This window comes from Halomonas sp., from assembly GCF_033549285.1.
Lineage (GTDB): Bacteria > Pseudomonadota > Gammaproteobacteria > Pseudomonadales > Halomonadaceae > Halomonas.
Genome location: NZ_JAWSUJ010000120.1, coordinates 1 through 10,829, shown reverse-complemented (window position 1 = coordinate 10,829; position 10,829 = coordinate 1). Strand labels below are relative to the sequence as shown.

General features: G+C 68.0%; 11 protein-coding genes, 1 tRNA gene and 1 pseudogene. 10 read left to right on the top strand and 3 right to left on the bottom strand.

What is annotated here, in order from left to right:
• Positions 1-138 (top strand): annotated as a pseudogene (locus tag SCI24_RS18980) (IS630 family transposase); the annotation flags it as partial.
• A 295-nt stretch (positions 139-433) separates the two neighbouring features.
• Here SCI24_RS18980 and SCI24_RS18975 read toward each other — a convergent pair.
• Together SCI24_RS18975 and SCI24_RS18970 are read right to left on the bottom strand one after the other, a co-directional pair.
• Positions 434-739 (bottom strand): addiction module antidote protein, encoded by a 306-nt coding sequence (locus SCI24_RS18975; protein WP_318726862.1) that lies wholly within the window; start codon positions 737-739, stop codon positions 434-436.
• A 180-nt stretch (positions 740-919) separates the two neighbouring features.
• Positions 920-1,006, bottom strand: a tRNA-Leu gene (locus tag SCI24_RS18970).
• A gap of 141 nt (positions 1,007-1,147) precedes the next feature.
• Here SCI24_RS18970 and queA point away from each other — a divergent pair.
• The 5 genes from queA (at position 1,148) to secF (ending at position 6,727) form a co-directional block, all read left to right on the top strand.
• Positions 1,148-2,215, top strand: a complete 1,068-nt coding sequence (gene queA / locus SCI24_RS18965) for a tRNA preQ1(34) S-adenosylmethionine ribosyltransferase-isomerase QueA (protein WP_318726861.1) — start codon at positions 1,148-1,150, stop codon at positions 2,213-2,215.
• Positions 2,216-2,253: 38 nt separating this feature from the next.
• The gene (tgt, locus tag SCI24_RS18960) at positions 2,254-3,390 is read left to right on the top strand and encodes a tRNA guanosine(34) transglycosylase Tgt (protein WP_412930213.1); all 1,137 of its coding nucleotides are present in this window, start codon (positions 2,254-2,256) and stop codon (positions 3,388-3,390) included.
• Between the two features lie 66 nt (positions 3,391-3,456).
• Positions 3,457-3,792 carry a preprotein translocase subunit YajC gene (gene yajC, locus SCI24_RS18955; RefSeq protein ID WP_318726860.1) on the top strand — a complete coding sequence of 112 codons (336 nt, stop codon included), beginning with the start codon at positions 3,457-3,459 and terminating at the stop codon, positions 3,790-3,792.
• A gap of 151 nt (positions 3,793-3,943) precedes the next feature.
• Positions 3,944-5,794, top strand: a complete 1,851-nt coding sequence (gene secD / locus SCI24_RS18950) for a protein translocase subunit SecD (RefSeq protein ID WP_318726859.1) — start codon at positions 3,944-3,946, stop codon at positions 5,792-5,794.
• A 9-nt stretch (positions 5,795-5,803) separates the two neighbouring features.
• Positions 5,804-6,727, top strand: a complete 924-nt coding sequence (secF, locus tag SCI24_RS18945) for a protein translocase subunit SecF (protein WP_318726858.1) — start codon at positions 5,804-5,806, stop codon at positions 6,725-6,727.
• 106 nt (positions 6,728-6,833) lie between these two features.
• Here secF and SCI24_RS18940 read toward each other — a convergent pair whose 3' ends face one another.
• Positions 6,834-7,628 (bottom strand): inositol monophosphatase family protein, encoded by a 795-nt coding sequence (locus tag SCI24_RS18940; RefSeq protein WP_318726857.1) that lies wholly within the window; start codon positions 7,626-7,628, stop codon positions 6,834-6,836.
• Between the two features lie 138 nt (positions 7,629-7,766).
• Between SCI24_RS18940 and trmJ the strand changes: the two genes are divergently transcribed.
• From trmJ to SCI24_RS18920, 4 genes are all read left to right on the top strand, one after another.
• The gene (gene trmJ, locus SCI24_RS18935) at positions 7,767-8,513 is read left to right on the top strand and encodes a tRNA (cytosine(32)/uridine(32)-2'-O)-methyltransferase TrmJ (RefSeq protein ID WP_318726856.1); all 747 of its coding nucleotides are present in this window, start codon (positions 7,767-7,769) and stop codon (positions 8,511-8,513) included.
• A 91-nt stretch (positions 8,514-8,604) separates the two neighbouring features.
• Positions 8,605-9,489: a serine O-acetyltransferase gene (gene cysE / locus SCI24_RS18930; protein WP_318726855.1), complete on the top strand. Its 885-nt coding sequence runs from the start codon at positions 8,605-8,607 to the stop codon at positions 9,487-9,489.
• 82 nt (positions 9,490-9,571) lie between these two features.
• The gene (locus tag SCI24_RS18925; RefSeq protein ID WP_318726854.1) at positions 9,572-10,039 is read left to right on the top strand and encodes an Rrf2 family transcriptional regulator; all 468 of its coding nucleotides are present in this window, start codon (positions 9,572-9,574) and stop codon (positions 10,037-10,039) included.
• A 73-nt stretch (positions 10,040-10,112) separates the two neighbouring features.
• The coding region (locus tag SCI24_RS18920; protein ID WP_318726853.1) for an aminotransferase class V-fold PLP-dependent enzyme at positions 10,113-10,829 on the top strand (717 nt) is incomplete at its 3' end.

The window sequence follows — 10,829 nt, the reverse complement described above, 5'->3', positions numbered from 1 at the left end:
TTGATCGAGATCCTCTGGCGACAGATCAAATACTACTGGCTGCCCTTGGGGGCCTATCTCTCGTTTGATCGGCTCTGCGCTGAGGTCCATCGCCTGCTCGGGGATTACGGCACGGAGCGCACGATTAATTATGCATAATCACTTAGATGGACAGGCATGCGAAGGCTTTCACGCCTTTAAGTGGATGCAGGTCGAGGGGTAGAGAAGGGGTGAGGAAAAGCTATATGAAGAAGATATAACCGACTGATTCCAAACGTATCTTATGGAGATTATGCCGAGAAGGGCGCGACCCGACTGAGAAAATATCCGACGTTTAGCCGATCACATCAGCATGTGGCGGACTCAAGAATCGACGATCACGATACCTGTCCCAATACTCGCAATGCGCCTGGACGATTCGAGAGGCTGAGCCTTGCCACGCTTGCCGGCCTCTTCAGGAAGCGTGATGGGTCAGGTCGTGGAAGTGGATGCCCGTCGCCTTGATGACCGCGGTCATGGTGCGCAGGGTGGGATTGCCCTTGGGTGACAGGGCCCAGTACAGGCTTTCGCGGGACACCTTGGCACGCTCGGCCACGGCCGCCATGCCGCCCTGGGCCTCCACCACATGCCGCAGGGCCATCAGAAAGGCAGACTCTCCACCTTCCTCGTCCAGTTCGTCGAAGGCAGCGCGCAGGTATTCGCACGCCATGTCAGGGTCATCACGCAGCATCTCGATTACGGCGTCATCGTGGCGCTTCATCTCCGAGCCCTCCTCCTGTGGTCAGCCAGAAATGCCTTGGCCTGCTCGATGTCGGCCTGCTGGCGCTTCATTGTAGCCTGCAAGCTACAAGCGTTGGAGGAAACGCACCGCACTGCCCGGTGGTGGGGCACAAACGCAAACAGCCGCCCGAAGGCGGCTGTTTCAGATCTGGCGTCAGGCTGGTACCGGCGGTCGGACTCGAACCGACAAGGGCTTGCACCCGGCGGATTTTGAATCCGCTGCGTCTACCAATTCCGCCACGCCGGCAACGCCGCAGGCATTATACGTGGGCACCGGGGCAGGTCAATCGGCCGGCTGACTTCCCTGCCGCGAGACGGTATCCTGTCGGGCTTTGCGCGGCTCGTGACGCCGCCCGACACGCCCCCTGAGCCGGATCAGAACGCCCCCATGCAGCGCGCCGACTTCCACTACGAGCTCCCCGAGGAGCTGATTGCCCGCTACCCCTCCGAGCAGCGCAGCGACTGCCGCCTGCTGTGCGTCGATGGCACCACCGGCGCGCTCGCCCACCGCCGATTCCCCGACCTGGTCGAGCTGCTCGCCCCCGGGGACCTGCTGGTGTTCAACGACACCCGGGTGATTCCAGCCCGCCTGCACGGCCACAAGGCCAGCGGCGGCAAGGTGGAGATGCTGCTCGAGCGCCCCCTGGACGCCCATCGCGGCCTCGCCCACCTGCGCTCGAGCAAGTCGCCGAAGCCCGGCACCGAGCTGGTCTTCGAGGGGGGTATCCGCGCCGTGGTGGAGGGGCGCCGCGAGGCGCTGTTCGAGCTGCGCTTCCTCGGCGAGACGCCGCTGATCGCGCTGCTGGAGCGGCACGGGCACATGCCGCTGCCCCCCTACATCACCCGTGAGGACGAGCTGGCCGACCGCGAGCGCTACCAGACCGTCTACGCGCGCCGCGATGGGGCGGTCGCCGCCCCCACCGCCGGGCTGCACTTCGACGAGCCGCTGCTCGAGGCCCTGTCCGCCAGGGGCGTCGAGAGCGCCTACGTCACCCTGCACGTGGGGGCTGGCACCTTCCAGCCGGTGCGCGCCGACGACATCCGCGAGCACCAGATGCACAGCGAGTGGATCGAGGTCAGCGAGGCCGCCTGCGAGCAGGTGCGCGCCGCCCGTGCCCGGGGCAACCGGGTAGTGGCAGTGGGCACCACCAGCGTGCGCTGCCTGGAAAGTGCGGCCAGAGAGAGCGCCTGCCTGAAGAGCGCCGGTGACCTCAAAAAGGAGGAGGAGATCGCCCCCTTCAGCGGCGAGACCGACATCTTCATCTACCCGGGCTACGAATGGCGCTGCGTCGATGCCTTGATTACCAACTTCCATCTGCCGGAGTCGACCCTGCTGATGCTGGTGGCCTCCTTCGCCGGCTACGACACCACCCTGGCGGCCTACCGCGAGGCGGTGGCCGAGCGCTACGCCTTCTTCAGCTATGGCGATGCCATGTTCCTGACGCGCAAGCCCTGACACGCCGACGCCCAGCCCGATGCGCCACGAGATTCCCCATGCGTAGAGACAGCTTCATGACATTCGAGCGCCTGGCCAGCGATGGCCGGGCGCGCCGCGGCCGCCTCACCTTCCCCCGGGGAACGGTGGAGACCCCCGCCTTCATGCCGGTGGGCACCTACGGCACCGTCAAGGGCATGACGCCCGCCTCCGTGGAGGAGATCGGCGCCGAGATCATCCTCGGCAACACCTTCCACCTCTGGCTGCGCCCCGGCACCGAGGTGATCGAGGCCCACGGCGACCTGCACGACTTCGCCCAGTGGGAGAGGCCGATCCTCACCGACTCCGGCGGCTTCCAGGTCTTCTCGCTGGGCGCCATGCGCAAGATCACCGAGCAGGGCGTGCACTTCCGCTCGCCGGTGGATGGCGCCAAGGTGTTCATGGGCCCCGAGGAGTCCATGGCGGTGCAGCGCTCGCTGGGCTCCGACGTGGTGATGATCTTCGACGAGTGCACCCCCTACCCCGCCACCGAGGCGGAGGCCGCCTTCTCCATGGAGCGCTCGCTGCGCTGGGCACAGCGCTCCCGGGAGGCCCATGGCGACTCGCCCTCGGCGCTGTTCGGCATCATCCAGGGCGGCATGTACCCCGGGCTGCGCGAGCGCTCCCTCGAGGGCCTGCTCGAGATCGGCTTCGACGGCCTGGCCATCGGCGGCCTCTCGGTGGGCGAGCCCAAGGAGGAGATGATCCGGGTGCTCGACTACCTGCCGACCTGGATGCCCGACGACACCCCGCGCTACCTGATGGGCGTGGGCAAGCCCGAGGACCTGGTGGAGGGCGTGCGCCGCGGGGTCGACATGTTCGACTGCGTGATGCCCACCCGCAACGGACGCAACGGCCACCTCTTCACCGCCGAGGGAACGGTCAAGATCCGCAATGCCAAGCACCGCTTCGACACCCGGCCGCTCGAGGAGGGCTGCGACTGCTACACCTGCCGGCACTTCTCCCGTGCCTACCTGCACCACCTCGATCGCTGCGGGGAGATGCTCGGCTCGATGCTCAATACCATCCATAACCTGCGCCACTATCAGCGCCTGATGGCCGGTTTGCGCGGTGCCATCGAAGCGGGTACATTGGCGAACTTCGTGGAAGGCTTCTATGCGCAGCGCGGCCTGCCGGTACCTCCCGCACCGAATTGACCCACGGCCGGCCCCCAGGGCCGGCCGTAGAATATCCCGCTTTCATCACCCAGGAGATCGTCATACATGCTGGACTTCTTCATTTCCCCGGCCATGGCCCAGGATGCCGGCGCCGCCGGTGGCGGCATCGCCCAGATCGTCATGCTGGTCGGCTTCGTGGCCATCTTCTACTTCCTGCTGTGGCGCCCCCAGGCCAAGCGCGCCAAGCAGCACAAGCAGCTGATCGGCAACCTCGCCAAGGGTGACGAGATCGTCATCGGCGGCGGCATGCTGGGCCGCATCACCAAGGTGAGCGACGACAGCGAGTTCCTGAGCATGGAGATCGCCGAAGGCACCGAGGTCAACGTGCAGAAGAACGCCGTGGCCGCCGTACTGCCCAAGGGCACGCTCAAGTCCATCTGACCCGGGCACCTTCCCGCCCCCACCGCGGCTCCTTCCGGGCCACGGCGGGGGCTGCCCTGCGGCCGGTGCGGCAGGAGCCGCGCGACCGGCTCCCGCCCTCACCGGTCGCCTCGTCAGCCTACAACGTCCGCAACCTGAGGGCAGGGCCCCCATGCTCAACCGTTACCCCCTGTGGAAGTATCTGCTGATACTCGTCGTCCTCCTCGCCGGCCTGGTCTACTCCCTTCCCAACCTCTTCCCCGAGGACCCGGCGGTCCAGATCAGCAGCGAGCGGGGCGACGCCACCATCGGCGCGAGCCAACTGGATCGCATCCGTGCCTCCCTCGACGAGGCCGGCATCGAGATCCAGGCGGTGGAGGAGGATCCCAGCAGCGTGCTGATCCGCCTCTCCGATGCCGACGACCAGATCAGGGCCCGCGACCGCATCAGCGACATGCTGGGTGACGAGTACGTGGTGGCGCTGAACCTGGCCGAGTCCACGCCGGCCTGGCTGCAGTCGCTCTCCGCCTCGCCCATGACCCTGGGCCTCGACCTGCGCGGCGGCGTGCACTTCCTGCTGGAAGTCGACATGGACGCCGCCCTGGAGCAGCGCCTCGAGGTCAATGCCAGCGCCATGCGCGAGCAGCTGCGCGGCGAACGGATCCGCTACCGCGATACCCAGATCGAGGAGCGCACCATCTCCATGGCCTTCGCCAACGCCGAGGACCGTGACGAGGCGCGCCGCCTGATCGCCCGTGAATTCCCCGACTTCGGCTACCAGAGCGAAGGCGACGACCGCGGCGCACGGCTGGTCATGACCATGACCGACCAGGCCGTCCAGGAGCTCCAGGACTACGCCATCAACCAGAACCTCACCACCCTGCGCAACCGGGTCAACGAGCTGGGCGTGGCCGAGCCACTGGTGCAGCGCCAGGGGCCGGACCGCATCGTGGTCGAGCTGCCGGGCGTGCAGGACACCGTGGCCGCCAAGCGCATCGTGGGTGCCACCGCCAACCTAGAGTTCCGCCTCGAGGCCCGCCCCGACACGCCGGACAGCGAGACCGAATCCTTCCCGTTTCGCAACAACGAGTCTCGCCGTGCCGACCTGATGCGTGACGTGATCATCACCGGCGACAGCGTCTCGAATGCCAACCACAGCTTCGACGAGAACGGCCGCCCCCAGGTCAACATCAACCTGGACGGCACCGGCGGCACCCTGATGAACCGGGCCACCCGCACCAACATCGGCCGCAACATGGCGGTGCTGTTCATCGAGCACAAGACCCGCGAGACCACCGTGACGGTGGACGGCGAGGAGGTCGTGGAGCGCGAGCCCTACACGGAACGCGGCATCATCAGCCTGGCCACCATCCAGAGTGCGCTCGGCAACAGCTTCCGCATCACCGGGCTCGACTCGCCCACCGAGGCGGCGGAGCTCGCCCTGCTGCTGCGCTCCGGCTCGCTGGCCGCGCCCATCTACTTCGTGCAGGAGCGCACCATCGGCCCGAGCCTGGGCGCCGAGAACATCGAGCGCGGCATCATGTCGGTGCAGATCGGCCTGCTGCTGGTGGTGCTGTTCATGCTGGTGCGCTACAAGGTGTTCGGCGTCTTCGCCAACGTCGCCCTGGCGCTCAACCTGACCCTGCTGGTGGCGGCCATGTCGCTGCTCGGCGCCACCCTCACCCTGCCCGGCATCGCCGGCATCGTGCTGACGCTGGGCATGGCAGTGGACGCCAACGTGCTGATCTTCGAGCGCATACGCGAGGAGCTGCGCACGGGGCTGTCGGTGCAGCAGGCCATTTCAGCCGGCTACGAGCGTGCCTTCACCTCGATCATCGATGCCAACATCACCACCCTGCTGGTGGCGGTGATCCTGTTCTCCATCGGTACCGGGCCGGTCAAGGGCTTCGCCGTGACCCTCTCGCTGGGGATCATCACCTCGCTGTTCACCGCCCTGATGGTGACCCGCGCCATGGTGAACCTCACGTACGGCGGCAAGCCGGTCAAGAAGCTCTGGATATAAGAGGTGGCAATGAAATCCCTCGTCAATCGACAGCTCGACTTCATGGGCAAGCGCCGGGTCGCCTTCGCGATCTCGGGCCTGATGCTGCTGGTGTCGATCGCCTCGCTGCTGTTCCAGCAGCTCAACCTGGGGCTGGACTTCACCGGCGGCACCCTGGTGGAGGTCCGCTACGCGGTGGCGCCCTCCCTGGACGCCGTTCGCCAGATCCTGGAGGACACCGGGTTCCGTGACGTCTCGGTGCAGACCTTCGGCGCCTCCACCGAGGTGCTGATCCGCCTGCAGCAGGCCTTCGACCCCGATGTCGGCGAGCAGGTGGTGAACCTGCTGCGCGACGCCGGCGACGAGGTGGAGCTGGTGCGCGCCGAGTTCGTCGGCGCCCAGGTGGGCGACCAGCTGCGCGACCAGAGCGGCATGGGCCTGCTGGTGGCGCTGGGCATCGTGATGCTCTACGTGGCCTTCCGCTTCCAGTACAAGTTCGCCATCGGCGCCCTGCTGGCGCTGATGCACGACGTGATCATCGTCGTCGGCCTCTTCTCGCTGTTCCAGTGGGAATTCGACCTCACCGTGCTCGCCGCCCTGCTGGCGGTGATCGGCTACTCGCTCAACGACACCATCGTGGTCTACGACCGCATCCGCGAGACCATCCGCAAGTCACGCATCGATGACATGCCGACGATCTTCAACGAGGCGATCAACATGACCCTGTCGCGCACCCTGGCGACCTCCGGCACCACCCTGCTGGTGCTGCTGGCGCTGCTGCTGCTGGGCGGGGACATGATCCACTTCTTCTCCATCGCGCTGATCGCCGGCGTGGTGGTCGGGACCTTCTCCTCCATCTATGTGGCGGCGGCCCTGCTGCTGGCGGTGAAGCTGGACCGCGAGGACCTGATCCCGGCGAAGAAGGAGGACCCCGAGGCCGAGGAGCTGCCCTGACAGCGCCGAGCCGCGCCCCGCCTCTTCGCCGAGGTAGAAACAGAAAACCCCCGCCGGCAATACCGACGGGGGTTTTCCTTTTAGCTTGGCGCTTGTGGCTCGGCGCTCAGAAATGCGGCTTGAGCTGCTGCACCAGGGCCTTGTAGAGGCGCGGCCCGGCGGCCATCAGGCGTCCCTCGATCTCGACGCTGGGCTGGCCATCGGGGGTGCCCATCAGGGCGCCGCTCTCCTTGAGCAGCAGCGAACCGACATGCAGGTCCTGCTCCTCCAGGCCCAGCACGAAGGCGGCGTCGGCACGCCCCGCCGCCAGCTCGGCGATGTCGAGCAGGCCGCTGCCGGAAGCGCGCTGCAGCTCGATCTGCGGGCCGAGCTGCTGCACCAGGGTCAGGTAGGAGGGCAGGAAGCGCGGGCGCAGCCAGGTCTCGGGCAGGCTCATGGCGATCCGGGTGCCGGCCACGGCGGTGTTCTTCGACACGCGCAGGCGCTTGCCGTTGAGCTGGGCACCGCGCCCGCGACTGGCCAGGTATTCGTCATCGCTGAAGGGACAGATCACCACCGCATGCTCCGGGCGGCCCTTGACGAGACAGACCACCGACAGCGCGAAGCCCGGGGAGGCGACGCTGAGGTTGGAGTAGCCGTGGAAGGGTTCGATCTTCCACAGGGTATCGGCACCCTCGCCCTCACCGGCGCGATGAGGCGTGAAGCGCCCCTGTACGCCGTGCTGGGGGTAGCCGCGGGAGAGCTGACGGACGATCAGCGTCTCGGCATTGCGAGCGGCATCCTCGAGCAGGCGGTCGAGGTTGTGCTCCTGGTGGGAGTTCTCGATTCGCTCGCGGATGCGCAGGAACTGTTCGCCGGCGCTGCGTGCCGCACGCAGCGCGAATTGGACCATCGGATGCATGATCGGGCCTTGGGGAGTCGGTGGTGTTAAAGAACGGGTCGGCGCGCATCCTAGCAGAAGCGCGCGGGGCGCGCCATTCGACGCATCGGGCCGGCGTGATAGAATCGCCCGCCTCCCCCCAGCATCCACAGGCCCACCATGCTCGAGCGCATCCGCATCGTCCTGATCGGCACCAGCCACCCCGGCAACATCGGCGGCACCGCCCGCGCCATGCACAACATGGGCCTGTCGGACCTGGCCCTGGTGGCGCCGCGCTGCGAGCCGCTCACCGCCGATACCGTCTCCCGCGCCTCGGGGGCCGACCATATCGTCCACGGCGCCCGCACGGTGGAGTCCCTGGAGCAGGCGGTGGGCGACGCCACCCTGGTCGTCGGGGCCAGCGCCCGCTCGCGCACCCTGCCCTGGCCGATGGTCACGCCTCGCGCACTCGGCGAGCGCCTACCGGCGGAGCTGGCCAGCGCCGAGGCACGCGTCGCCCTGGTCTTCGGCCGCGAGGACAGCGGCCTGACCAACGCGGAGCTGCAGCGCTGCCATGCCCATGTGCATATCCCCACCAATCCCGACTTCAGCTCCCTGAACCTGGCCGCCGCGGTGCAGGTGCTGGCCTACGAGTGCCGCCAGGCGTGGCTTGGCCAGCAGGAAGCCAGCGGCCCTGCCGAGGCGCCACCGACCCAGCCACTGGCCAGCCACCAGGAGCTCGAGCGCTACTTCGAGCACCTGGAGCGCACCCTGGTCACCATCGGCTTCCACGACCCGGCCACCCCGCGGCAGCTGATGGCCCGGCTGCGCCGCTTCACCCTGCGCGCCCGCCCCGAGAGCATGGAGCTCAACATCCTGCGCGGCATCCTCACCGCCACCGAGCAGCAGGCCGAGCGCCGCGAGTAGATGGCGGGCGCGGCTTGAAGCCGGCCCGCCGCGCCCCCACTATGAAGGCCATCCCCCATCCCCCATCGCCCCGCCACCCAAGGACCGCTGCATGCTTGAACGTCTGCGCGAGGACATCAACAGCGTATTCGCCCGCGACCCAGCGGCACGCAACTTCCTGGAAGTGCTGACCAACTACCCGGGCCTGCATGCCCTGCTCATCCACCGCCTCAGCCACTGGCTGTGGCGGAAGAACCTCAAGTGGCTGGCGCGCAGCCTCTCCACCTTCTCGCGCTGGCTCACCGGCATCGAGATCCACCCGGGAGCGACCATCGGCCGACGCTTCTTCATCGACCATGGCATGGGCGTGGTGATCGGCGAGACCGCCGAGGTGGGCGACGACGTCACCCTCTATCAGGGCGTGACCCTGGGCGGCACCAGCTGGAACAAGGGCAAGCGCCACCCCACCCTGGAGGACGGCGTGATCGTCGGCGCCGGCGCCAAGATACTGGGCCCCTTCAGCGTGGGCACCGGCGCCAAGATCGGCTCCAACGCCGTGGTCACCAAGGAGGTGCCCGCCGGCGCCACCGTGGTCGGCATCCCCGGCAAGGTCGTGCAGCGCGTCGACCCCGACCAGGCCGAGGAGTTGGAAGTGGACCCCGCGCGGCGCGAGGCGATGCGCCGCAAGTTCGGCTTCGACGCCTATGGCGTCAGTCAGGACATGCCCGACCCGGTGGCCCGCTCCATCCAGGCGATGCTCGATCACATGCACGCGGTGGACGAGCGCATCGAGCGCATGTGCACGACCCTGCGCAAGGTGGACGCCAGCTACCGCGATGGCCGCCTGCCCGAGCTGCGCGACGAGGACTTCGCCGACATCCTCGCCGACGTCGACAGCTGCTGCCCGCCCCGGGAAGAGGCGGACGAGCGGGGCGCGGACGCCCCCGCCGAGCACGAGCGCGAGGAGACCACCGCCCCTCGACGGCGCAATGGTTGACCAGGATACTCGGTCTTTACCATAATGGCGGATCACGTTCATTGACTGCCGACCCGCGTGTCGGTGCCGAGGTGAGTTCCTCATGCGCCTGACCACCAAGGGACGCTACGCCGTCACCGCCATGCTCGACCTGGCCATGAATGCCGACACCGGCCCCATCTGCCTCGCCGACATCTCGAAGCGCCAGGAGATCTCGCTCTCCTACCTGGAGCAGCTGTTCGCGCGGCTGCGGCGTGCCCGGCTGGTGGACAGCGTGCGCGGCCCGGGCGGCGGCTACCTGCTGGCCCAGCCGCCGGAGGGCATTACCGTGGCCCAGGTCATCGAGGCGGTGAACGAGTCCGTGGACACCACCCGCTGCGGCGGTCTCTCGGATTGCCAGCAGGGCGACACCTGCCTGACCCATCACCTGTGGTGCGAGCTCTCCGAGCACATCCACGGCTTCCTCAAGGAGGTCACCCTGGCCCAGCTGGCCGGGCGCGGGGAGATCCAGGCCATCGCCAGCCGCCAGCGCGGCCGGCGGGACGACGGCATCCTGGCCTCCACCACCTGAACCGCCGCTCTTGGCACCCGCTATACTAGCCCCGACCCCACAGCCCCGATTCGACAACCAGAACAGCGAGCCCATGAGCGCACCCGTCTACCTCGATTATGCCGCCACCACCCCGGTCGACCCGCGGGTCGCGGAGGTCATGAGCCACTACCTGACCCTCGACGGCATCTTCGCCAACCCCGCCTCGCGCAGCCACATGCTGGGCTGGCAGGCGGAACAGGCCGTGGAGAGCGCCCGCCGCCAGGTCGCCGACCTGATCGCGGCCGACCCCCGCGAGATCGTCTGGACCAGCGGCGCCACCGAGGCCGACAACCTGGCGCTGATCGGCTTCATGCGCGCCAACCGGGCCCGTGGCCGCCACCTGGTGACCTCCATCATCGAGCACAAGGCGGTGGTCGACACCGCCAAGGCGCTGGAGGACGAGGGCTTCGAGGTGACCTGGCTGACGCCGGACCGCGACGGGCGCATCAGCCCGGCGCAACTGCGCGAGGCGATGCGCGACGACACCGTGCTGGTCTCGCTGATGGCCGTGAACAACGAACTGGGCGTGATCCACGACCTTGCGGCACTGGCCGAGATGACCCATGCCTTCGGCGCCACCTTCCACGTGGATGCCGCCCAGGCGGTGGGCCGCCTGCCGCTGGACGTCGGCCGGCTCGGCATCGACCTGATGTCGCTCTCGGGGCACAAGGCCTACGGCCCCAAGGGCGTCGGCGCCCTCTACGTGCGGCGCAGCCCCGACATCCGGCTGGAGGCGCTGATCCATGGCGGCGGCCACGAGCGCGGCATG

Excerpts from the sequence above, each read along its gene's own strand:
- SCI24_RS18975 (WP_318726862.1), bottom strand. The coding sequence starts at position 739 with ATGAAGCGCCACGATGACGCCGTAATCGAGATGCTGCGTGATGACCCT.
- queA (WP_318726861.1), top strand. The coding sequence starts at position 1,148 with ATGCAGCGCGCCGACTTCCACTACGAGCTCCCCGAGGAGCTGATTGCC.
- tgt (WP_412930213.1), top strand. The coding sequence starts at position 2,254 with ATGCGTAGAGACAGCTTCATGACATTCGAGCGCCTGGCCAGCGATGGC.
- yajC (WP_318726860.1), top strand. The coding sequence starts at position 3,457 with ATGCTGGACTTCTTCATTTCCCCGGCCATGGCCCAGGATGCCGGCGCC.
- secD (WP_318726859.1), top strand. The coding sequence starts at position 3,944 with ATGCTCAACCGTTACCCCCTGTGGAAGTATCTGCTGATACTCGTCGTC.
- secF (WP_318726858.1), top strand. The coding sequence starts at position 5,804 with ATGAAATCCCTCGTCAATCGACAGCTCGACTTCATGGGCAAGCGCCGG.
- SCI24_RS18940 (WP_318726857.1), bottom strand. The coding sequence starts at position 7,628 with ATGCATCCGATGGTCCAATTCGCGCTGCGTGCGGCACGCAGCGCCGGC.
- trmJ (WP_318726856.1), top strand. The coding sequence starts at position 7,767 with ATGCTCGAGCGCATCCGCATCGTCCTGATCGGCACCAGCCACCCCGGC.
- cysE (WP_318726855.1), top strand. The coding sequence starts at position 8,605 with ATGCTTGAACGTCTGCGCGAGGACATCAACAGCGTATTCGCCCGCGAC.
- SCI24_RS18925 (WP_318726854.1), top strand. The coding sequence starts at position 9,572 with ATGCGCCTGACCACCAAGGGACGCTACGCCGTCACCGCCATGCTCGAC.